Origin of the sequence: Micromonospora sp. NPDC049204 (genome assembly GCF_040647935.1) — a bacterium.
Classification (GTDB): domain Bacteria; phylum Actinomycetota; class Actinomycetes; order Mycobacteriales; family Micromonosporaceae; genus Micromonospora.
Window position 1 is genome coordinate 45926 of sequence record NZ_JBEZDC010000019.1, and the last position, 20390, is coordinate 66315.

Sequence of the window (20390 nt, forward strand, 5' to 3'; positions counted from 1 at the left end):
CCGTTCGCGGAATGAGCACCTCGCGAGGCCGGCCGGACGGCGACACGTCGCACGGCCGGCCGGTCGGTCTGAGCGCACTGCTGCCGTATCTGCGGGAGCACCGCGGCACCCTGGTCGTGGTGGGCGTGTTGTCGCTTGTCGGCGCGGCGGCGTCGCTGGCCCAACCGCTGCTCACCCGGTCGGTGCTCGACCGGATCAGCGCCGACCAGCAGGTCTCGGACCTGGTGGCGGTGCTGGTGGCCCTCGTGGTGCTCGCCGCGGCGATCGGCGGGCTGCGCGACTACCTCCTGCAACGCACCGCCGAGGGGTTGGTGCTGGGCACCCGGCGGCGGCTGGCCGGGCACCTGCTGCGGTTGCCGATCGCCGAGTACGACCGGCGGCGCACCGGTGACCTGCTCTCCCGGGTCGGCTCGGACACCACCCTGTTGCGCGCGGTCGTCACCGCCGGGCTCTTCGAGACGGTCACCGGGACGGTGATGGTGGTCGGCGCCGGCACCGCCATGGTGCTTCTCGACCCACTGCTGTTCGGCGTCACCCTGCTCGGGGTGGCGCTGGGGCTGGGGTTCGCGGCCACCTTCGCCCGGCGGGTCCGGGCGTTGGCCCGCACCGCCCAGGAGCGGATCGGCGAGATGACCTCGGCGGTGGAGCGGGCCATCTCGGCGGCCCGCACCATCCGGGCCAGCCGGGCCGAGACCCGGGAGACGGAGACCGTCACCGGCAGCGCCCGGGAGGCGTACGCGGCGGGGCTGCGGGTGGCCCGGGTGCAGGCGGTGGTCGGGCCGATCGGCTCGCTGACCGTGCAGGGCGCCTTCCTGCTGGTCCTCGCCATCGGTGGGGCCCGGGTGGCCGCCGGGGCGATCACCGTGGGTGACCTCGTCGCGTTCGTCATGTACCTGTTCTTCCTGGCCCTGCCGCTGGCCCAGGTGCTGCGGGCGTACACCCAGTTGCAGTCCGGCCTGGGCGCCCTGCAACGGATCGAGGAGATCCTGGCCGTGCCGGCGGAGGGCGCGGCGGACCGGCCGGCGCCGGCCGGCGCGACGGCGACCCCGCGCGAGCCCGCCCCCATGATCGAGTTCGACCGGGTGGGGTTCGGCTACCCGGGCGGCGAGCCGGTGCTGCGCGAGGTCAGCTTCGCGGTGCCCGCCGGCACCCGTACCGCGTTGGTCGGGCCCTCGGGCGCCGGGAAGTCGACGCTGCTCGCGCTGGTCGAGCGCTTCTACGAGGTGAGCGCCGGGGCGGTCCGGATCGACGGCAGCGACGTGCGGGACCTGCCCCGCGACGCGCTGCGCGCCCGGCTCGGCTACGTGGAACAGGAGGCCCCCGTCCTGGCCGGCACGCTGCGGGAGAACCTCCTGATCACCACCCCCGATGCCACCGACGACCGGTTGCGCGGCGTCCTCGACGAGGTCAACCTGAGCCACCTGGCCGAGCGCACCGCCCAGGGGCTGGACGTCCAGGTGGGCGAGGGCGGGGTGCTGCTCTCCGGGGGTGAGCGGCAGCGGCTGGCCATCGCCCGCGCGTTGCTCGCCAGCCCGCCGGTCCTGCTGCTGGACGAGCCGACGAGCAACCTCGACTCACGCAACGAGGTCGCGCTGCGCCGTGCCATCGACGCGGTGGCCGTCCGCCGCACCCTGTTGATCGTGGCCCACCGGCTCGCCACCGTGGTCGACGCCGACCAGATCGTCGTCCTCGACGGCGGTCGGGTGGTGGCCGTCGGCACCCACGCCGAGCTGACCGCCACCGACCCGCTCTACCGGGAACTCGCCGCCCATCAGCTGCTGGTCGGCTGACACCGACGGATCCGGTTCAACTTGCCGGCGGCCGGGCCGCGCAAGCCGCTTCGAATCGCGTACCGTTGCCGCTCATGGGTGTGTCGCAACGGTTCAAGAGCAAGTTCCGGCGGTTCCTCCAGCGGCCCGGCTCGACCGTGGATCTCGCTCCGCTGGAGAAGCTGCTGCCGGCGATCGAGGCGCGTGCGGACGAGCTGGCCGCGCTCGACGACGCCGAGTTGACCGAGGCCGCGGGTGCCGCCGTCGGCTACGAGGAGATCTGCGCCGTCGGCCGCGAGGCCGCCCGCCGGGGCCTCGACCAGCGGCCGTACGACGTGCAGCTGCTCGGCGCGATGTCGCTGCTCTCCGGCAAGGTCGCCGAGATGGCCACCGGTGAGGGCAAGACGCTGACCGCCACGATCGCCGCGTACGGGCATGTCCGGCTCGGCAACGGGCCGGTGCACGTGCTCACCATCAACGACTACCTGGCCCGCCGCGACGCCCAGTGGATGGAGCCCGTCTACACCCTGCTCGGCCTCACCGTGGGCTGGGTCAACGAGGCCTCCACCCCGCAGGAGCGGCGCGAGGCGTACGCCTGCGACGTCACCTACGTCTCGGTCAGCGAGGCCGGCTTCGACTACCTGCGCGACCAGCTCGTCACCGACGTCGACGACCGGGTGCAGCCGCCGCTGAGCACCGCGATCGTCGACGAGGCCGACTCGATCATGATCGACGAGGCTCGGGTGCCGATGGTCCTCGCCGGGGCGGTGCCGGGCGAGCAGGACCCGGTGCACGCCGCCGCGGCGCTGGTCCGCGGGCTGCGCAAGGGCAAGCACTACACCGTCGCCGAGGACGGGCGCAGCGTGGCGTTCACCGCCGCCGGCCTGGCCGCCGTCGAGGCCAAGCTCGGCATCGACCTGTACGACGAGGAGCACGTCACCCAGCTCTCCGCGGTCCACGTGGCGCTGCACGCGCACGCCCTGCTCAACCGTGACGTGGATTACATCGTCCGGGACGGTTCGGTCGAGCTGGTCGACGAGATGCGCGGCCGGGTGGCCCAGCGCCGCCGCTGGCCGGACGGGCTCCAGGCGGCGGTCGAGGCCAAGGAGGGCCTGGACGCCACCGCCGAGGGCGAGGTGCTCGGCACCATCGCCGTGCAGGCGTACATCGCGCTCTACCCGAAGGTCTGCGGGATGACCGCCACGGCGGTGCTGGTCGGCGACCAGTTGCGGGAGTTCTTCGACCTCGAGGTCGCGGTGATCCCGCCGAACACCCCGTGCATCCGCGAGGACGAGCCGGACCGCATCTACGCCACCCGGGCCGAGCGGGACGAGGCGCTGATCGACGAGATCCAGCGCTGGCACGCCAAGGGACGGCCGATGCTGGTCGGCACCCTCGACGTCAAGGAGTCCGAGAGCCTGGCCGCCGGGCTCAACGCGGCCGGGGTGCCCTGCGTGGTGCTGAACGCCAAGAACGACGACGAGGAAGCGGCGATCATCGCCGAGGCCGGCGCGTACGGCGCGGTGACCGTGTCCACCCAGATGGCCGGCCGGGGCGTCGACATCCGGCTCGGCGGCAGCGACCAGAGCGACCAGGAGCGGGTCACCGAGCTGGGCGGGCTCTACGTGATCGGCAGCGGCCGGCACGACAGCCGCCGGGTGGACGACCAGCTGCGCGGTCGGGCGGGCCGGCAGGGCGACCCGGGAGGTTCCGTCTTCCTGGTCAGCCTGGAGGACGACCTGGTCGTCCGGCACGCCGCCGACGCGGTGCCGCCGTCGCCCCGGATGAACGCCGACGGCCTGGTCACCGACGAGCAGGTGGACTACGCGGTGGAGCACGCCCAGCGGGTCGCCGAGGGCGTCAACCACGAGATCCACCGCAACACCTGGCGCTACAGCGTGGTGATCGAGCAGCAGCGCAAGGCCCTCGCCGCGCGCCGGGAGCGGCTGCTGACCAGCGACGTGGCTGCGGTGATGCTGCTGGAGAAGGCGCCGGAGAAGGCCACCGAGATGGACGAGGACCTGCTGGCCCGGGTGGCCCGGTCGGTCGCGCTCTTCCACCTGGACCGGCTCTGGGCCGAGCACCTGGCCGAGTTGTCGGAGGTCCGGGAGGGCGTGCACCTGCGCGCGCTGGGCCGGCTCGACCCGCTGGACGAGTTCCACCGGGCCGCCGTGCCGGCGTTCAACGACCTCGTCCCGGAGATCGAGGCCCGCACCATCGCCACCTTCAACGAGACCGAATTCGATGAGGACTGGCAGCCCGACGACGGCACCCTGGTCCGGCCCACGGCCACCTGGACGTACCTGGTGCACGACAACCCGTTCGGTTCGGAACTCGACCGGCTCATCGCCTCCATCGGTCGACGACTCAGCGGAGCCTCGCGCTGATACACGCAGTCGGGCCCCTGTCACCGCGCGTCCGGGTGGCAGGGGCTCCGATTTGCGCCGTTTCGGCCCTGGTATCGCGGGTAGTAGCACTGTTCGGTTGAGTCGGGAGAGAGCAGACGATGACACAGGTGACGATGCCCGCCGGGCAGGCGCGAGGGTGCACGGAGGCTGCGAACCGGTGAACCTCGACACGCGGGAACCGGTGGTGCAGAGTCTCGGCGTCCTGGAAACAGCCGCACTGTTGCGGGAACTGACCGCCGGCCTGATCGCGCTGACCGATTTCGATGAGGCGTTGCTGGCGCTGGTCCGGGTCACCCGCGACGCGGTGGCCGGGGTGCGCTGGTGCGGGTTCACCGCCCTGCGCGCCGGCGAACCGGCAGGCGTGGCTGCCTCCGACGAGCGGCTGGCCGGCCTGGACGACCTGCGGCACGGCCCGGACTCGCCGGCGATGAGCGCGATCCGCCGCCGGGAGATGATCCTCGCCGCCGACCTGGCCGGTGAGCCGCGCTGGCCGGTCTGGACGGCGCGTGCCCGCGACCTTGGCGTCCACGGGGTGATCTCGGCCCCGGTCGACATCGACGACCAGGTGATCGGGGCGATCAACCTGTACGCCGGCTCACCCGACGTGCTCACTCCCCAACACCAGTTGACCGCGATGCTGCTCGCCGAACATGCCGGCCTGCTGCTGGCCGCCGTCCGCGACCGCGGCCGACAATCCGCTCTCGCCGGGGAACGGGACGCCGCGCTGCTGCAGGACGGGGTCGTGGGCCAGGCCATCGGCGTGATCATGACCCAGCGGGGGTGCCCAGCGGTCGAGGCCCTGGAGGTGCTGCGTACCGCCGCGTCGTCGTTGGACATCCCGCTCCGCGAGGTGGCCGAGCGACTGGTCCGGACGGTCTCCCGCCAGCGCGACACCTGACCACCGGCCGATTGCCGCCCGCTTTCGGCTGATCGACTCGGGTTTTCTGACGTCGGGGTGTCCGGGGCCTGCCGACGGCCCGATTTCCCGGAAACCCGAGGCGATCACGCGGCCTGGCGCCCTCGGGTGCCCGTTCTCCCTGCTGGCGGGGAGTCGGGCGGCATCGTTTCACGGCGAGTGGTCTCGGGTAGCACTCTGGGTCAGGTGCGCTGCGCCGACCCGGGGGAGGATCCATGCAGAGCCGGCTGCGGGTGCAGGGCCACCCGATCCAACCGATGCTCGTGACGTTCCCGCTCGGGCTCTTCGTGAGCGTCGCCGTCTTCGACCTCACCGACCTCCTCGGCGGGCCGGCGTTCCTGGGTGCGGTCGGCTACTGGACGACCGTCGCCGCTCTCGTCGCCGCCGCGCTGACCGCGGTGGCCGGCATGGTCGACCTGTGGGACGTGCCGGGTGACCGCACCCGCCGCACGGCGGTCGCCTTCAACCTGGTGAACACCGCGATGGCCGCCATGTTCCTCCTCACCTGCCTGGTCCGGTCGCAGTCCCCGGAGCGTGGCGCGTCCGCCGCGATCCTGGTCACCGAACTTGTCGCGTTGGCTGTCGGCGGGATCGGCGTGCACCTGGGCGCCCGGCTGATGCGCCAGTTCGACACCGGCCGCGCGGAGGCCGGCGGCCTGGAGACGCTCGCCGGCTCCTCGGTGGAGATGTCCCGCCCGCGCCCCTGATCGGCCGCGCCGGACCGGCCGGTGTCGGAGCGGCTCTCTATCATCCGCGCATGACCTCGCCGCTGGACACACTTCCGAAGATCGGTGCGCCCGCGACGCGTGCCCTGCACGGCGCCGGCTACACCACCCTGCGCCAACTCGCCGGCGTCCCCCGGTCGGACCTGGCCAAGCTGCACGGCATGGGGCCGAAGGCGCTCGGCATCCTCCAGGCCGCCCTCGAAGAGCACAACCTGGGGCTCGGCTGAGGCCGGTCGCTGCCGGCCGCCACCGCCCGCACTCGACGACCGACCGGCGCTTGCTCCTGCCTCCCTGCGGCCGTCCTGGGATCGCCGACGTGGGAGCGGGATGCGCTCGCCGGTATCGGGCCGGACAGGCGGACAGCTGCCGTCGTCGGTGTGGTTGCGGGTCAGGAGCGACTGCTGGCCTCGACCATGGCGGCACGCATGTCGGCCGTGTGTTCCTCAGCGAGGTCCGACCGGCCGTGGTACTGCGCCGGGGTGTTGTGGAACAACGCGACACGCCACGTGCCGTTGTGCTGCACCGCGACCAGCGACTGCACCGCGTTCACCGCCGGGTTCACGTCTGTGTGGCCCGGCGGGACCATCCCGACCCGCGCTCGCAGCAGCGCGACCGCCGGACCGAGTGGACGTACCTCCTGCACTCTCCACACGTAGGAGGCGGTCGGGTGGTCCGTGAAGATCGGGACCAGGTGTTTCTCCAGCTCCGACGCGTCGACTTGGCTGCCGTCGAAACCGATGAGCGAGGCGTCGTCGGTGAACAAGGAGGCGTACCGCCGCGCGTCGCGGTCGTTCCACGCGCTCAGCAAGTCCTCGTAAAGCCGCCGTATCGCGGCATCTTCCTCAGCCATGCCTCGCATCCTGCCACCCGGAAGGGACGGCGCAGTGGCCAGCGCCACGCCGCATGCCTGGCGAGCGCCGGCGAAGCGGTGTCCGACGATTCCAACAGTGCCAGACGACGGCGGCGGGCGACGCGGCCTGCGGACCCCGCGGCAAATGGGTTGCCGGCCTCGTGGCTGGACGGCAAGGCTGGCCGTCATGAGCGCCGAACGTGACGTCGAGGAACTGATCGCGGAGGCGGCCGCCGCGCCGGTCGACGGCTGGGGCTTCGATTGGTTGGCCGGCCGGGCCACCGAGGAACGCCCACCCTGGGGGTACGCCAAGCTGGTCGCAGACCGGATGGCGCGCGCCGACGCGGCGCTGGACGTGGACACCGGGGGCGGCGAGGTGCTCGCCGAGGTCCCGCACCCGCCGAAGGTGCTGACGGCCACCGAGGGCTGGCCGCCGAACGTCGAGGTCGCCAGGCGGACCCTGCGCCCGCTTGGCGCGACGGTGGTGGCGGTCGCCCCCGACTCGGCGTTGCCGTTCCGCGACAATGCCTTCGACCTGGTGGTCAGTCGCCACCCGGTACGCACCGACTGGGCAGAGACGGCCCGGGTGTTGCGCCCGGGTGGGACGTACCTGTCGCAGCAGATCGGGGCGGGCACCATGCGGGAGTTGAGCGAGGCGATCCTCGGTCCACTGCCGCCGCCGAGCCAGCGGCATCCCGAGCAGGCGATCGCCGCGGCCGAGGCCGCCGGCCTGCGGGTCGTCGACCTGCGTCGGGCCACGCTGCGCGCGACGTTCTCCGACATCGGGGCGGTGGTGTGGTTTCTGCGCAAGGTGATCTGGACGGTGCCCGGGTTTACCGTCGACCGCTACCGCGACCAACTGCGCGCCCTGCACGACCGCATCGCCCGCGAGGGCCCTTTCGTGGCTCACGCCCAGCGCTTCCTCGTCGAAGCGACCCGCCCCTGACCCCCAAGCGCCGCCGATCATGGAGTTGTGGTGCCGAACAGAAGTCGCGCACCGGGGCAAGCCACCCACCACAACTCCATGATCGACGCCAGCTGGGGGTGTTAGTGGGGTTGGGACTGGTGGTGGGTGGCCAGGATGTCGGCGCCGAAGTCGCTGGCGGGGCGGCGGAGCACGGTGTGCGCGTGGTTGCCGTCGGCGCTGGTGTTGTCGTACTCGATCAGCAGGTCGTCGCCCTGCACCCGGTAGTAGTGCCGCTGGCCGGGCCTCGTCGGGCCGGCCCAGGCGAAGTGCAGCTGACCGCCGTGCACGCGCGCCGCCTCCCGGACGGCCAGCTCGGGTGGCAGCCGATCCAGGTAGAGCGCGACGATCTGGTCGAGCAACGCGCGGCCGGTCGGCCTCAGTCGGTCCGCCGGCACGCCGAGCGGTTCGAGGGGTCCGTCGACCCGTCCCCGGGTGGCGCTGATGATGTCGGCCGGCGCCTCGTCGGCGATGATCGCGGCGCCCCGCTCGGCCGGCCCCAGGGCGTCGAGCAGGGCGCGGGCCAGGTCCTCCTCGACGCCCAGCGGCCGGGAGACCGGGCGGCCGGCGTACCGGACCGTGGCCGGGTTGGCGCCGAAAAAGATCGGCGCGGGGGAGACCTGGTCGTCCACCACTGTCATGGTGACCGACAGGTGGTGGCCTTCCAGCCGCCACGCCCACCGGTCGTCGCGCGCCGGATCGCCGAAGACGGCCACCCAGTAGTCAGCGCTGTGCCGCCCGCGCCGCCAGTCCTCGGCCCGGTCCAGCACCTCCTCCAGCGCGAAGATCGCCATCGCCTGCGCGTACGCCGAGGGGCTGAGCGCGGTGGCCAGCAGCCGGTGCGCGGCCTTGCGACCGGCGACGTCGAGCGCGGCGAGGCAGACGCCGGGTCGGGGTCGGGGCCGGTATTCCAGCCACCGTCGGGCCGACTCGTCGTCGAACGGGTGCACGGCGCTGTCCTGGGCGGCGGGGTCGAGCGCGGCCAGCAGCGCGGTGCCGGCCGCGCGCATCTGCTCGGCTAGAGGATCTTCCACCGACCCTGTATACCGGCCGTTCGGCGTCGCTGTCAGCCGGCGCGCAGTAGCTGCGTCATCTGCGGCAGGTCGAAGAACGCCGCGGTGTCCAGGGCCGACGGGTTACCGTGGGCCGGATCGGCGCCGGCGGCGAGGAGCGCGCGGACCGCCTCGGTGCTGCTGCGGAAGACCGCGGCGGCCAGCGCGGTCTGACCGCGGTCGTTGGCCCGGGAGTGGTCGGCGCCGCGATCGAGCAGGGCGGCCACCGTGTCCGGGTGGGCGTGGTACGCGGCCAGGATCAGCAGCGTGTCGCCCTTGTCGTTGGTGAGGTTGACGGGCAGGCCGGCGTCGAGCTGCGCGGCCAACTCCTCGGTGGAGCCGGCCCGGGCCAGGTCGAACATCCGGTGCGCGAACGCCAGCGTCTCGGCGTCGAGGTGGTCGGTCACCGGTCCAGGTTAGTCGCCCCGGTCCTGGTAGGTTGCTCGGCCGGCACGCTGGGGGAGGGGCCGATGGCGGAGACGGTGTACGTGGGTAACGCGGGTGTCGACGGTGCCGCCGACGCCGGTTGGCTGCTGGGGCACTTCGTGCCGCCGGGGGAGGTCCGGCACAGCACCGAGGTCGAGGTGAAGTGGGGCGTGCATCCGCCCGGGCAGGCCCGGTCGCGGTGGGCCACCGGAGAGCGGCGTACCACCCTGCTCGTCCTCGTCGAGGGGTGTTTCCGGGTGGAGTTGCCGGACCGGACGGTACGGCTGGCCGCGCCGGGCGACTACGTGGTGTGGGGCCGGGGGGTGGACCACTCCTGGTTTGCCGAGCGCGCGTCGGTGGTGCTGACCGTGCGGTGGCCCTCCCTGCCCGGCTACCGGGTGGATCCTCCGGTCCTGCGCTGATCGGCTCCACGGCAGCCTCGCTGCGGCCACGGTGCCGGCAGGTGGGTGGAACAGCTAGGAGCCGAGGTACTGCAGGATCGCGAGGATGCGGCGGCTGTATCCGGTGGCGTGGGTGAGGTCGAGCTTGTCGAAGATGGTGTTGACGTGTTTCTCGACCGCGCTCTGTGAGATGTGCAGGCGCGCGGCGACGGCGGCGTTGGTGTGCCCCTGAGCCATGTGGTGCAGTACGTCGCGCTCCCGCGGGGTGAGACGGTTGAGCGGGTCGGTGTGTCGGGTCGCGGAGATGAGCTGCCGGACGACCTCGGGGTCGAGGGCGGTGGAGCCTGCGGCGACACGGTCGAGCGCGTCGAGGAAGTCCTCGACCTGGGCGACCCGGTCCTTCAGGACGTAGCCGACGCCTTCGGACCGGTCGGCGAGGAGCTTCGCGGCGTAGCGCTTCTCGACGTACTGGGAGAGGACGAGTACGGCGATGTCGGGCCATCGGCGGCGGATCTCCAGCGCGGCCCGTAGCCCGTCGTCGGTGTTGGTGGGTGGCATGCGGACGTCGGTGACGACGACGTCGGGGCGGTGCTGCTCGACGGCGCTGACGAGCTGGTCGGCGTCCGCGACGGCGGCGACCACCTGGTGTTCCTCGTCGGCGAGGAGGCGGGCCAGCCCTTCGCGGAGCAGGGTGGAATCTTCGGCGAGAACTATGCGCACGGCAGCACCGCCCGGATCGTCGTCGGACCGCCGGCTGGGCTGTGCAGGTCGAACTGCCCGTCCAGAGCGGTGACCCGGCGGGCGAGCCCCTGTAGGCCGTTGCCGTGCGGGTCGGCGCCGCCGGCGCCGTCGTCGCGTACGCGCATCTCGATTCTCGCGTCCCGTTTCTCGATCTCGATGGTGATCAGGGTGGCTCGGGCGTGTTTGGTGGTGTTGGTGATCGCTTCGCAGGCGACGAAGTAGAGCACGGTCTCGATCGGTCGGGTGGGCCGGACGGGCACGTCATAGCTGATCTTGACAGGGGTGGCGGATCGTTGCGCCACCATGGTCAGCACCTCGTCCAGGGTGGTGTGGTCGAGCGCGGAGGGGTAGACCCGCCAGGCCACGTCCCGCAGCTCGTCGATAGCGCGTTGCACGTCCTCGTGCGCCTGTCCGAGAAGTGCGCTCGCCTTGTCCGGGTCGCGGCTGCGTCGCGCCCGCCCCAGCAGCATGCCGAGCGCGACGAGGTGTTGCTGCAACCCGTCGTGGAGATCGCGTTCGATGCGCTGGCGTTCGGCGTCGACCGCGCTGAGGACGCCGGCTCGGCTGACGGTCAGGTCGCTGATCCGCTGGTGCAACGCCGCCCGGGTGTGAGATTCGAGCAGGCTGTGCGCCAGCCAGCGGTCCAGCCTGGCGACGCTGGCGATCGCCTGAAGGTTCACCAGCAGCAGGGCCGCCCCGACGAGCCCCTGCAGCAGGAGGGTGGCCACGGTCATGCTGCCCGCGACGAAGGAGCGCACCACGATGGCGGCGAGTGCGGCGCCGACCACGAGCAGGCCGGCGGTGAGCAGGCCGAGCGCCGCCGGCAGGAGGCGGGCGGCGAGGTAGCCGAGCACGCGCGGTCCGCTCGCCTGGGTCGGTGGCGGGGGTGGCTGCGACGCGCTGGCGGCCAACCGGTGCTGCTCCCACTCCGCGATACGTCTGGCGTACCGGACGGTGCTGGTGCCCGTGCGCCGGCGGACCGCCGGCGCCGGCGAGAGCGCGACCACGGCCAGCCCGGCGAGGAGCAGGAACAGGACCTCGGCCCCCGCGGTGAGGACGCCGAGCACCACGCCCGTGGTCGGGCGGGCCACGGCGGCGATCCACGATCGCCGACCGTGCGCGGCTCGCTCTGCCATCCGGCGGTCCCCCCATGGCTCAGGTCGTCTCGGGTCCAGGTCGTCTCGGGTCCAGGTCGTCCGGGGTCGGTGGCGGCCGGTCACGAGGGCCGCGCCCCCGGCCGCCACCCAACCGGGCTACCGGTCCACGCTCGCCATGATGACCTGTGTGTCGGCGTCACCGTCGCGGGGTGTGCCAGCGATCCCACGGCGGCTGGTCAGGAATCGTGGGGCCCACCAGTTCGCCTCTCCGAGCAGTCGCATGAGTGACGGCAGGACGACCGCGCGGATGATGGTGGCGTCGATCAGGATCGCGGCGGCGAGTCCCACGCCGAGCTGTTTGAACTCGACGATCGACAGCGTGGCGAAGACGCAGAAGACGGCGACCATGATGATCGCGGCGCTGCTGACGGTGGACGCCGACGAGACGATGCCCTGCTCGATCGCCTGCCGGGTCGGTACACCGTGCTGAACAGCCTCGCGAATGCGGCTCACGACGAACACGTGGTAGTCCATCGAGAGCCCGAAGAGGATGACGAACAGCATCAGTGGCAGCCAGGACACAACCGCGCCGTTGGAGGTGAAGCCGAGCAGGCCCTCCGCCCAGGTGTACTGGAACACCAGCACCAGCAGCCCGTACGAGGCGGCCACGGAGATCGTGTTGAGCAGGACCGACGTCAGCGCCACCACGACTGACCGGAACGTGCAGAGCATGATCAGGAACGTCGTGGCGAGCACGAACCCGACGACCGGTGGCAGCGCCGCCGCCATGCGGTCACGGAAGTCGGCGTCGCTGGCGGTACGTCCGGTCACTGCCCACCGCGTTTCCGGGACGGTGCCGACCGTCTGCGGTAGCAGTTCGCCGCGCAGCCGCCGCAGAGACTGCGTCGCCACGCGACTGTCGCTGGCGCCCGCCACGTGGACGGTGGACAGGAAGACGGTGCCGTCGGCCGACCTGCGGACGGTCGGGGGACGGTCCTGGGCGAACCGGCTGTCGCCCCTGATCCGCCTGGAGAGCTCGGCGAGTTCCCGGTGCACCGCCGCGCCGCCGGCGGTGGTGGTGCGGACCGCGACGACGTGACTGGTGCCCAGGTCGTTGCTCGGGAACGCCTGCGCCAGGCGGTCGACGGTGCGCAGGATCGGAATCGAGCGGGGCAGGTCGGTCATGGTCGGCTTCTTGAGGTTCATGTCCAGCGCCGGGATGGCGACGAGGACCAGTGCTCCGACGGAGATCACGAGGGTCGGTAGCGGCGCGCGCAGCGCCGGCCGTAGGACCGCGGCCCAGAGGCGGCTCCGCTGCGCCCGGTGGATCCGCCGACCGAGGAAGGGCACGCGTAACCGGTCCACCCAGCGCCCGAGGGCGACCAGGATCGCGGGCAGCACGGTGAGGGAGCCGACCACGGCAACGCCGACCACCAGGATCGAGCCGGTCGCCATCGAACTGAACGTGTTGTCGCCGACCAGGAACAGGCTGGCCATGGCGACCATGACGGCGACGCCGGAGACCAGTACCGCGTGCCCCGAGGTGGCGGCCGCGATCTCGACCGCGCTGCGATGGTCACGCCCGCGCGCTCGTTCCTCCCGCTCCCGGCGGAGGTAGAACAGCGAGTAGTCGACGCCGACCGCCAAGCCGATCAGCAGGATGATGCTGCTGACCATCTCCCCGGCCGGGAAGAGGTGCGAGGCGAATTCTGCCAGCCCCATCGCACCGGCCACGGCTGACAACGCCAGGACGACGGGCACTCCGGCAGCGATCAACGCGCCGAAGCTGAACAACAGGATCACCAGCGCCACCGGCACGCTGATCAGCTCCGCCCGGACGAAATCCCCCGCCAGCGTCTCGGTCAGTGCCTTTCCCAGGGATGCCGACCCCACCTGTTCCACCCACAGGTCGGGATACCGCTGCTGCGCCTGCGTCGTGGCCTCCAGCAGCGGTCCGACGCGAGCGTCCGCGTCGTCCGCCGACCCGGTCATCTCCACCTCGACCAGCACTGCACCGCGATCGGGCGAGGTGACCGGGTCGGCGACCGTCGCCACCTCGGGCAGGACGCGCATCCGCGCGGACAGGTCGATCGCCGCGGTCTGCGCACGCCGGAGATCGAGATCGCCCGCCCGCGCCGTGATCAGGACGCTCTCCGCCGCCGGGGCGTCGGGGAAGGCGCCGGCCTGTTCGATGCGATCCGCGCGGGCCAGTTCCCCGTGCAGGCTGTCCTGCGTGGTGGCCTCGACCGTGCCGACCAGGCTGCCACCGATCACGCTGGCTGCCACGAAACACAGCCAGGCCGTGATCGCCAGCCAGGGATGGTGGGCGCTCCACCGGCCGATCCGCGCGGTGAAAGGCTTACCGGCGAGCGCGCGGACCGGGGTGACGACGTTCTGGATCATGTCGACGACGTTATGGACTCCCGGTGGCCCGGACCATGAGGTCGACCGCCGACCTCAGCGGGGCGACCACACCAGCCGGGTGTGGAAAACCGCACCCCTGAGCTGGTCGTCGGGAGCGGACCGTCGTCCCACCAGGCGGTATTACCTACTAAACCTATAGGCTTTGCCGTCTAGAGTACGAGGGCACCCCGCCGAACGACCCGCGAGGAACCGCCATGACGCACCGCCGCCCGGAGCCCGACCTGCTCACCGTCGCCGCCCGGTGGGCCGACCCGGCCGGCTGGCCGGTCGCGTTGCGCTTCGACCCTGCCGAGCGCTGGTACGCGCGCCTCGACGTCGGCGACGACCACGAGGTGTGGGCCCTGAGTTGGCTGCCCGGGCAGGGCACCGACCTGCACGACCACGGCGGCTCCGCCGGAGCGTTCCGGGTCGTCGACGGCGCGCTCACCGAGGAGACGGTCAGTCTCGGTCGGCTACGCCCACGGCTGCTGTCCGCCGGCGCCGGTCGTCGCTTCGGCCCCCGACACGTACACCAGGTGACCAACCAGGGCTCGGTGCCGGCGGTCAGCGTGCACGTCTACCGGCCGGCGCTGCTGCGGATGACCCGCTATCACCTCGTCGACGGACGGCTGCGGGTCGCCGAAGTCGCCGAGGCTGGCCGGTCCTGGTGAGCGCCGGCCAGCCACGATTCATACCTGTCACCGGAAGGAACCCATAATGCAGCTAACCGCCGAGCACCGCCCGGCCCCCGTGCCGCCGCCGGGCTCTCGGGGCATCGACGAGATCCTGGACGCCGCGCGCGCCCGCCTCGACCGGCTGGACCCGGAACGGGCGCACCTGGCGTACCGGACCGGAGCGCTGCTTGTCGACATCCGGCCGGCGGCGCAGCGGGCCGCGCACGGCATGGTGCCGGGTTCGCTCGTGGTCGAGCGCAACGTGCTGGAGTGGCGCTTCGATCCGCGCTGTCCGGCACGCCTGCCGCAGGCGGTCGACTACGACGTGCCGGTGGTGATCCTCTGCCAGGAGGGTTACACCTCGTCGCTGGCCGCCGCCGCCCTACAGGACATCGGCCTGCACCGGGCCACCGACGTGGCGGGTGGGTTCGCCGCCTGGCGGATCGCCGGTCTGCCGGCCCTCGGCCCGACCCCGCTGCACCGCACCACCCCTCACGCGTCCCCGGTCAACACCGGGCGAGCGCGCCACTGACCGTCACGCCGTACCCGGCGTGGCGGGCGTACCGCCACTCAGGAGGCACCATGTCCGTCGTCGCCATCCCCACGCGCCGTCACCCCGGGCTGCGCCCCGCGCGGCCGCGCACCGCACCGACCCTGACCATCACCCTCGACCTCGTCCCCGGGCCGCTGAGCCCGCGGCTGGCCCGGCTGGTGCAGTTGCTCGGTGAGCTGGCCGAGTCGGGTGAGGGTCAGCTGCGTACCGTCGAGAATGTCGCGGCGGTGCCGCGACCGGCCCCGAGGCCGGCCATCGCCGAGCCGCCCGCCGACACGGACCACGTGGACATCCTGGCCGGCTCGCGGCTGGTCCGCCGCGGTGGCCGGGTCGTCCCACTGACCCGCATCGAGTACGAGCTGCTGCTGTTCCTGGCCGAGCGGCCGCGCCGGGTCTTCACCCGCCTGCAGCTGTTGTCGAGCGTCTGGGGTTACGAGCACGCGGTGGCCCGGACCGTGGACGTGCACGTGCGCCGGTTGCGCGCCAAGCTGCCCGGGGCGGAGCTGATCACCACCGTCTACGGGGTCGGCTACCGACTGGCCGACGAGGCGGGGATCAGCGTCGACCACAGCCGCTGAACCCCACTGCGGCGACCCGGCGATCGTCCCGCTGAACAGGACGGGGACCCCCGTATCGGTGCATCGCGTGGGCTCTGCTGTAATCATCTGACTTCACACGCAGAGCGAGCATCTGGCTCCGATGTGTAAGTCAATTGTCACAGTCATGCAACGCGGTCGCCTCTTGACCCTCGCCCAAGCGCCGGGAAACATCGATGAAGCGGCGTCCCGGGCCGTGGGGAGATACCCGGATCAGCCCAAGGAGGACCATGTCGGTCAGCCCTGCCTCGTCGCGCGCCGGATGGCATACGTCCCAACCCCCGGTGCCCGGTCGACCGCCCGGTGGCCAGCGTCGCCCGGCCAACACCGCCGCGCCCGTGCTCACCGTGACGCTGTCCATCCCGCTGGCCTCTGAGGAGTCGCTGACCCCGGCGGCACGTCGGCTGCTCGACGCCGCCCGGGAGATGCTGGAGCGGGGCGAGGGCGTGATCATCGGGACCGTGCCGGCCGAGCGTCGCCCCGACCAGGCCTCCCCCAACCGGTCGCCGACCCTGGCGCTCAGCCCGACCATCCCGGCCCTGCACATCCTCGCGTCGTCCCGCTCGGTGCTGCGCGACGACGAGCCGCTGCCGCTGACCCGGTTGGAGTTCGACCTGCTGCTGCACCTGGTCGCCCACCCGCGCCGGGTGTTCACCAGGCTGCAACTGCTCAACGCCGTCTGGGGCTACGAGCACGCCGGCGTCCGCACCGTCGACGTGCACGTGCGTCGGCTGCGCGGCAAGGTCGGTGTGGACGTACCACTGGTCACCACCGTCTACGGCGTGGGTTACCGGTTGGCCGACGACGCCCGGGTGACCATCGACCGCTCCGGCTGACCGGCGTCACCGGCCCGTCCACGCCGGGGCAGGATGGTCCGGTGCGCATCCGCCCCATCTCGCCCGACCTGCTCGTCGACGAGCTGACCGGCCGGCTGGCCGACGCCGCGACACGCGCCGCGACCGACGGCGCCGGACCCGCGCGGTTGCGCGTGGCCGTGGACGGCGCTCCCGCCGCGGGCGTCGACGACCTGGCCGACGCGCTCGTCGACCCACTGCGCGCCCGGGGTCGTCCGGTGCTGCACGTCCGCGCCTCCGACTTCCTCCGCCCCGCCTCGCTGCGCTTCGAGCTGGGCCGCACCAACCCGGACTCCTTCTACGAGAACTGGGTCGACGAGGCCGGGCTGCGTCGCGAGGTGCTCGACCCGGCTGGTCCGGGCGGCACCGGGCGGCTGCTCCCGTCGCTCTGGGACGCCGACGCCGACCGGGCCAGCCGCGCCCGTTACGTCCACCTGCCACCCGGAGGCGTCGTCCTGGTCAGCGGCCCGCTGCTGCTCGGCGGTGGCCTGCCCTTCGACGTCACCGTCCACCTTCAGGTGTCCGCGGCGGCGCTGCGCCGGCGTACCGAAGCCGGACAGGTGTGGGCGCTGCCGGCCTTCGACAGGTACGCCGAGGAGGTCGCCCCGGCGAGCTTCGCCGACGTCGTGGTGCGGGCCGACGACCCCCGCCACCCGGCGCTCGTGGAGGCCGACGGCGACGCCTGAAAACCGTCGGGAAATCGTCGGTTTGCTCGGCTCGTACGGCGGGTACTCGCCCGGCTCACAGAGCGCGGGTGACCGCCCGCGTACCGAATGCGACCGTGACCCGGGGCACGATGCCGCCGGCATCCGGTTCACCGTGAGCCTCAGGCCCAGGAAAGGCAGGCAGCGATGCTCGTCGACGACACGGTCGGTACGACCCGCCCCCAGGCGGAGATCGACCAGATCCGGCTCTCCCTCCAGGCGCGCTACGACGAGCTGACCGCCGAGTACGACCAGGCTGTGCTCCAGAGCCAGGTGCTGCGCCTGGTGGAGGTCGGTGACACCGCGGGCGACGACCAGGCCGACAGCGGGACCAAGACGGCCGAGCGGGACACCGCGCAGTCGCTGTTGCGCACCATCCTCGACCGCCGCGCCCAGTACGAGCACGCCCTCGGCCGGCTCGAGGAGGGCACCTACGGCTGGTGCGAGGGGTGCGCGGCGGCGATCCCGGTGGAGCGGCTGGAGATCTTCCCGGCCGCCACCACCTGTGTGACCTGCAAGCAGACCCGTGAACGGCGGGCGGCCTGAGTAACGCCAGCGGTTGCCGGTCGGGCCACGACGCGATGGACTTCACCCATGGGTGACATCCTGGTGGGCACCGCGTCCTGGACCGACCGCACCTTGCTGGACTCGGGCTGGTATCCGCAGACCGCGGACACCCCGGAGAAGCGGCTGGCCTACTACGCCCGGAAGTTTCCGCTCGTCGAAGTGGACGCCACCTACTACTCCCCGCCCGCCGAGGCGACCGCGAGGCTGTGGGCCGAACGCACCCCGGACGGCTTCACCTTCAACATCAAGGCGTTCAGCCTGCTGACCGGACATCCCACCCGGGTCAGCGCGCTCTACAAGGACCTGCGGCCGGAGACCGACAAGAAGAACGTCTACCCCGACGACCTGCCCGCCCAGGCGTACGAGGAGATCTGGACGCGGTTCCTGTCCGCGCTGGACCCGCTTGTCGAGGCGGGCAAGCTGGGCGCGCTGCTGTTCCAGTTCCCGCCCTGGTTCACCATCAAGCGGGCCAACAAGGAGTACCTGCTGGAGGTGGCGAGGCGCTGCGCGCCGTTGCGCCCGGTGTACGAGTTCCGGCACGCCTCCTGGTTCGACGGCGACAACGCCGACGAGACCCTGGCCTTCCTGCGCGAGCACGATCTGCCGTACGTCTGCGTGGACATGCCGCAGGGCCACCGCTCGTCGCTGCCCCCGGTGCTGGCCGCCACCGCGGACCTCGCGGTCGTGCGTTTCCACGGGCACAGCGACAAGTGGACGAGCAAGGACATCCACGAGAAGTTCGGCTACCACTACTCCAAGCGGGAGTTGGCCGACTGGGCGCCGAAGCTGCGCGAGCTGGCCGACCAGGCCGGGCAGACCCACGTTTTGATGAACAACTGCTACCGCGACTACGCGCAGACGAATGCCACGACCCTGGCCGGGCTCCTCGGCGCCGACTGACCGCCGGCGGGGCGTCGCGGATCACCCGATCGGGGTGGTGCCGGCTCACCCGCCCCGCCGGCAGGGTGGACACGGTGGTGCCGGTCGCCCGCAGGGTGGCCGACGCCGGAGACGACACGGAGGTGACGGGGGATGACGGTTCGAGTGGTGACGGATCGACGGCGGGGAGCCGTCCTGCACGTGGTCGGCACGCCCGACAACGCCCGGAGCGCCCCGCAGGGCAGCCCGGTGCGGGCCCGACGCGGCCCGGTGGGACCGCCACGTCGTACCGACGACCGACGGTGGGACAACACGGAACGGGGGGCCTCCGATGGCTGACGCGATGATCTCAGCGTTCGAATCCTCGCTGGACAAGACGAACCTGATCCTGAAGGACATCGAGAACGCCTACGGCTGGCCGAAGGATCGGCGCAACCAGTCGTACGCGGCGCTGCGCACGGTGTTGCACCTGTTGCGCGACCGGCTGCCGGTGGACGAGAGCGTGGAGTTCGCCCAGCAGTTGCCGGTGCTGGTGCGGGGCATCTACTTCGACGGGTGGGTCCCGTCGGACGTGCCGATCAAGCTCAACCGGGACGACTTCCTCTACGAGGTCCGCCAGGGCTTCCCGTACGACGCGGAGGGCGGCGCGGAGCGTGTCACGCAGGTGGTGCTCGACACCCTGCGCCGACACGTCACCCAGGGCGAGTGGCAGGACGTGAAGGACACCATGCCGGCCGACCTGGCCGTGATGATGCCGTGACGACCTGACGCGCCAGAGCCCGCCCGACGACCTGTCGGGCGGGCTCTCAGCCGTTTGTCGGGTCCGCCTCGGCGGCGGTCGGCACCCGGGACACCGGATGTCCGGCCCGACGGGCCAACGCGGCGAACGCGACGGCGTCCACGATCGCGGCGCCGCCCGGGTCGTTGTTGAAGTAGACGTACGCCGGCTCGTCCGCGTCGAACGTGTCGGCCAGCCGGTGCGCCCAGGACCGCAGCGCCGCGCGACCGTACCGGGGCCAGGGCCGCGCCCGGCCCTCGTGCAGCCGGAGGTAGCCGAAGTCGGTGGTGCGCCAGAGCGGGGCGACCGGCCGTCCGAGCCGGTCCGCCCAGACCAGGGCCGCCCGACGCCGTTCCAGCACCGCCCGGGTGGCGTCGGTCCACCAGGAGGGGTGCCGGGGCTCCACCGCGACCCGCACGTCCGCGGGGAACAGCCGCAGGGTGGCGTCGAGCGCGGCCACGTCCACCCGCAGGTTAGGTGGTAGTTGCAGTAGCACCGGGCCGAGCCGGTCGCCGAGGGCGGTGGCGCGACCGAGGAACCGGGCGACCGGCTCGGCCGGCTCACGCAGCCGCTTGATGTGGGTGAGATAGCGGCTCATCTTCACCGCCACGCAGAAGTCCGCCGGGGTGCGTGCCCGCCAGGCGGCGAAGGTGTCCCGCTCCGGCAGCCGGTAGAAGGCGTTGTTGACCTCCACCGTGGCGAAACCCTCGGCGAAGTGTTCCAGCCAGAGTCGCTGCGGCAGCTGCTGCGGATAGAAACGGCCCCGCCAGTCCCGATACTGCCAGCCGGACGTACCCACCAGGATCACCGTCCCATCGTGACACTCTCCGCCACGGCTCGCGAACCGCCCGTGTCGTCCCGCTTCGACGTCTACGGTGAGGGTTAGAGAAGATCGCGCGTGGGGTACCACCCGCAGCACGACGGACCCCGGCGTACGGCGGGGCGGCACACCCGAGGGAGTACCGATGGCACTCAACGACGACGACATGCAGACCACGGGCGGCGGCGGCCTGGAGGGCCCGGCCGACGGTGG

General features: G+C 72.2%; 23 protein-coding genes. 16 read left to right on the top strand and 7 right to left on the bottom strand.

From position 1 onward, the window contains the following. Positions 1-11: 11 nt before the first annotated feature. The 5 genes from AB0A90_RS28925 to AB0A90_RS28945 all read left to right on the top strand — a co-directional run bounded on the left by AB0A90_RS28925 (position 12) and on the right by AB0A90_RS28945 (position 6045). The gene (locus AB0A90_RS28925; protein WP_357254077.1) at positions 12-1790 is read left to right on the top strand and encodes an ABC transporter ATP-binding protein; all 1779 of its coding nucleotides are present in this window, start codon (positions 12-14) and stop codon (positions 1788-1790) included. 74 nt (positions 1791-1864) lie between these two features. Continuing rightward, positions 1865-4156: an accessory Sec system translocase SecA2 gene (gene secA2, locus AB0A90_RS28930; protein ID WP_357254079.1), complete on the top strand. Its 2292-nt coding sequence runs from the start codon at positions 1865-1867 to the stop codon at positions 4154-4156. A 178-nt stretch (positions 4157-4334) separates the two neighbouring features. After that, positions 4335-5075 carry a GAF and ANTAR domain-containing protein gene (locus AB0A90_RS28935; protein ID WP_357254081.1) on the top strand — a complete coding sequence of 247 codons (741 nt, stop codon included), beginning with the start codon at positions 4335-4337 and terminating at the stop codon, positions 5073-5075. Positions 5076-5308: 233 nt separating this feature from the next. After that, positions 5309-5800, top strand: coding sequence for a DUF2231 domain-containing protein (locus tag AB0A90_RS28940; RefSeq protein ID WP_357254083.1), 492 nt, complete (start codon positions 5309-5311; stop codon positions 5798-5800). 50 nt (positions 5801-5850) lie between these two features. Beyond that, complete coding sequence (locus AB0A90_RS28945) at positions 5851-6045, top strand: helix-hairpin-helix domain-containing protein (protein ID WP_357254085.1); 195 nt, start codon at positions 5851-5853, stop codon at positions 6043-6045. Positions 6046-6206: 161 nt separating this feature from the next. Here AB0A90_RS28945 and AB0A90_RS28950 read toward each other — a convergent pair whose 3' ends face one another. Continuing rightward, on the bottom strand, positions 6207-6668 hold the full coding sequence (locus AB0A90_RS28950) for an SgcJ/EcaC family oxidoreductase (RefSeq protein WP_357254087.1): 462 nt from the start codon (positions 6666-6668) through the stop codon (positions 6207-6209). 187 nt (positions 6669-6855) lie between these two features. Here AB0A90_RS28950 and AB0A90_RS28955 point away from each other — a divergent pair, with 187 nt between their 5' ends. Next, entirely contained in the window at positions 6856-7614 is a 759-nt protein-coding gene (locus tag AB0A90_RS28955; protein WP_357254089.1) for a class I SAM-dependent methyltransferase, read from the top strand. A 101-nt stretch (positions 7615-7715) separates the two neighbouring features. Here the strand turns inward: AB0A90_RS28955 and AB0A90_RS28960 are convergent, their stop codons facing one another. Next, positions 7716-8666 (bottom strand): DUF3500 domain-containing protein, encoded by a 951-nt coding sequence (locus AB0A90_RS28960; RefSeq protein ID WP_357254091.1) that lies wholly within the window; start codon positions 8664-8666, stop codon positions 7716-7718. A gap of 32 nt (positions 8667-8698) precedes the next feature. Further along, entirely contained in the window at positions 8699-9091 is a 393-nt protein-coding gene (locus AB0A90_RS28965) for an ankyrin repeat domain-containing protein (RefSeq protein ID WP_357254093.1), read from the bottom strand. A gap of 63 nt (positions 9092-9154) precedes the next feature. On the opposite strand from AB0A90_RS28965, the gene AB0A90_RS28970 reads away from it, so the two are divergent. After that, positions 9155-9532, top strand: a complete 378-nt coding sequence (locus AB0A90_RS28970) for a signal peptidase I (RefSeq protein ID WP_357254095.1) — start codon at positions 9155-9157, stop codon at positions 9530-9532. A 54-nt stretch (positions 9533-9586) separates the two neighbouring features. Here the strand turns inward: AB0A90_RS28970 and AB0A90_RS28975 are convergent, their stop codons facing one another. From AB0A90_RS28975 to AB0A90_RS28985, 3 genes are all read right to left on the bottom strand, one after another. Continuing rightward, positions 9587-10231: a response regulator transcription factor gene (locus AB0A90_RS28975; RefSeq protein ID WP_357254097.1), complete on the bottom strand. Its 645-nt coding sequence runs from the start codon at positions 10229-10231 to the stop codon at positions 9587-9589. Next, complete coding sequence (locus AB0A90_RS28980) at positions 10222-11388, bottom strand: histidine kinase (protein ID WP_357254099.1); 1167 nt, start codon at positions 11386-11388, stop codon at positions 10222-10224. The genes AB0A90_RS28975 and AB0A90_RS28980 overlap by 10 nt, the downstream gene beginning before the upstream one ends. A gap of 117 nt (positions 11389-11505) precedes the next feature. Further along, a complete protein-coding gene (locus AB0A90_RS28985) occupies positions 11506-13752 on the bottom strand; it encodes an MMPL family transporter (RefSeq protein ID WP_357254101.1) in 2247 nt (748 codons plus the stop codon). A gap of 215 nt (positions 13753-13967) precedes the next feature. Between AB0A90_RS28985 and AB0A90_RS28990 the strand changes: the two genes are divergently transcribed. The 9 genes from AB0A90_RS28990 to AB0A90_RS29030 all read left to right on the top strand — a co-directional run bounded on the left by AB0A90_RS28990 (position 13968) and on the right by AB0A90_RS29030 (position 19339). Then, positions 13968-14423, top strand: coding sequence for a cysteine dioxygenase family protein (locus tag AB0A90_RS28990; protein WP_357254103.1), 456 nt, complete (start codon positions 13968-13970; stop codon positions 14421-14423). 46 nt (positions 14424-14469) lie between these two features. Then, positions 14470-14958 carry a rhodanese-like domain-containing protein gene (locus tag AB0A90_RS28995; protein ID WP_357254105.1) on the top strand — a complete coding sequence of 163 codons (489 nt, stop codon included), beginning with the start codon at positions 14470-14472 and terminating at the stop codon, positions 14956-14958. Positions 14959-15008: 50 nt separating this feature from the next. Then, positions 15009-15557, top strand: a complete 549-nt coding sequence (locus AB0A90_RS29000) for a winged helix-turn-helix domain-containing protein (RefSeq protein ID WP_357254107.1) — start codon at positions 15009-15011, stop codon at positions 15555-15557. Positions 15558-15805: 248 nt separating this feature from the next. Next, positions 15806-16411, top strand: a complete 606-nt coding sequence (locus AB0A90_RS29005; protein WP_357254109.1) for a winged helix-turn-helix domain-containing protein — start codon at positions 15806-15808, stop codon at positions 16409-16411. Positions 16412-16452: 41 nt separating this feature from the next. Then, entirely contained in the window at positions 16453-17115 is a 663-nt protein-coding gene (locus AB0A90_RS29010) for a uridine kinase (protein ID WP_357254111.1), read from the top strand. A 165-nt stretch (positions 17116-17280) separates the two neighbouring features. Next, positions 17281-17679 carry a TraR/DksA C4-type zinc finger protein gene (locus AB0A90_RS29015; RefSeq protein ID WP_357254113.1) on the top strand — a complete coding sequence of 133 codons (399 nt, stop codon included), beginning with the start codon at positions 17281-17283 and terminating at the stop codon, positions 17677-17679. 48 nt (positions 17680-17727) lie between these two features. After that, positions 17728-18600, top strand: a complete 873-nt coding sequence (locus AB0A90_RS29020) for a DUF72 domain-containing protein (protein WP_357254115.1) — start codon at positions 17728-17730, stop codon at positions 18598-18600. A gap of 132 nt (positions 18601-18732) precedes the next feature. Then, a complete protein-coding gene (locus tag AB0A90_RS29025; protein WP_357254117.1) occupies positions 18733-18918 on the top strand; it encodes a hypothetical protein in 186 nt (61 codons plus the stop codon). Further along, on the top strand, positions 18911-19339 hold the full coding sequence (locus tag AB0A90_RS29030) for a DUF2267 domain-containing protein (protein WP_357254119.1): 429 nt from the start codon (positions 18911-18913) through the stop codon (positions 19337-19339). The genes AB0A90_RS29025 and AB0A90_RS29030 overlap by 8 nt, the downstream gene beginning before the upstream one ends. 46 nt (positions 19340-19385) lie before the next feature. On the opposite strand, the gene AB0A90_RS29035 is transcribed toward AB0A90_RS29030, so the two are convergent. Then, positions 19386-20165, bottom strand: a complete 780-nt coding sequence (locus tag AB0A90_RS29035) for a DUF72 domain-containing protein (RefSeq protein ID WP_357254121.1) — start codon at positions 20163-20165, stop codon at positions 19386-19388. Positions 20166-20390: the final 225 nt, after the last annotated feature.

Coding starts and splice junctions, on each gene's coding strand:
- AB0A90_RS28925 (WP_357254077.1), top strand. CDS start 12: ATGAGCACCTCGCGAGGCCGGCCGGACGGCGACACGTCGCACGGCCGG.
- secA2 (WP_357254079.1), top strand. CDS start 1,865: ATGGGTGTGTCGCAACGGTTCAAGAGCAAGTTCCGGCGGTTCCTCCAG.
- AB0A90_RS28940 (WP_357254083.1), top strand. CDS start 5,309: ATGCAGAGCCGGCTGCGGGTGCAGGGCCACCCGATCCAACCGATGCTC.
- AB0A90_RS28945 (WP_357254085.1), top strand. CDS start 5,851: ATGACCTCGCCGCTGGACACACTTCCGAAGATCGGTGCGCCCGCGACG.
- AB0A90_RS28950 (WP_357254087.1), bottom strand. CDS start 6,668: ATGGCTGAGGAAGATGCCGCGATACGGCGGCTTTACGAGGACTTGCTG.
- AB0A90_RS28955 (WP_357254089.1), top strand. CDS start 6,856: ATGAGCGCCGAACGTGACGTCGAGGAACTGATCGCGGAGGCGGCCGCC.
- AB0A90_RS28970 (WP_357254095.1), top strand. CDS start 9,155: ATGGCGGAGACGGTGTACGTGGGTAACGCGGGTGTCGACGGTGCCGCC.
- AB0A90_RS28980 (WP_357254099.1), bottom strand. CDS start 11,388: ATGGCAGAGCGAGCCGCGCACGGTCGGCGATCGTGGATCGCCGCCGTG.
- AB0A90_RS28985 (WP_357254101.1), bottom strand. CDS start 13,752: ATGATCCAGAACGTCGTCACCCCGGTCCGCGCGCTCGCCGGTAAGCCT.
- AB0A90_RS28990 (WP_357254103.1), top strand. CDS start 13,968: ATGACGCACCGCCGCCCGGAGCCCGACCTGCTCACCGTCGCCGCCCGG.
- AB0A90_RS28995 (WP_357254105.1), top strand. CDS start 14,470: ATGCAGCTAACCGCCGAGCACCGCCCGGCCCCCGTGCCGCCGCCGGGC.
- AB0A90_RS29000 (WP_357254107.1), top strand. CDS start 15,009: ATGTCCGTCGTCGCCATCCCCACGCGCCGTCACCCCGGGCTGCGCCCC.
- AB0A90_RS29005 (WP_357254109.1), top strand. CDS start 15,806: ATGTCGGTCAGCCCTGCCTCGTCGCGCGCCGGATGGCATACGTCCCAA.
- AB0A90_RS29015 (WP_357254113.1), top strand. CDS start 17,281: ATGCTCGTCGACGACACGGTCGGTACGACCCGCCCCCAGGCGGAGATC.
- AB0A90_RS29020 (WP_357254115.1), top strand. CDS start 17,728: ATGGGTGACATCCTGGTGGGCACCGCGTCCTGGACCGACCGCACCTTG.
- AB0A90_RS29025 (WP_357254117.1), top strand. CDS start 18,733: ATGACGGTTCGAGTGGTGACGGATCGACGGCGGGGAGCCGTCCTGCAC.
- AB0A90_RS29030 (WP_357254119.1), top strand. CDS start 18,911: ATGGCTGACGCGATGATCTCAGCGTTCGAATCCTCGCTGGACAAGACG.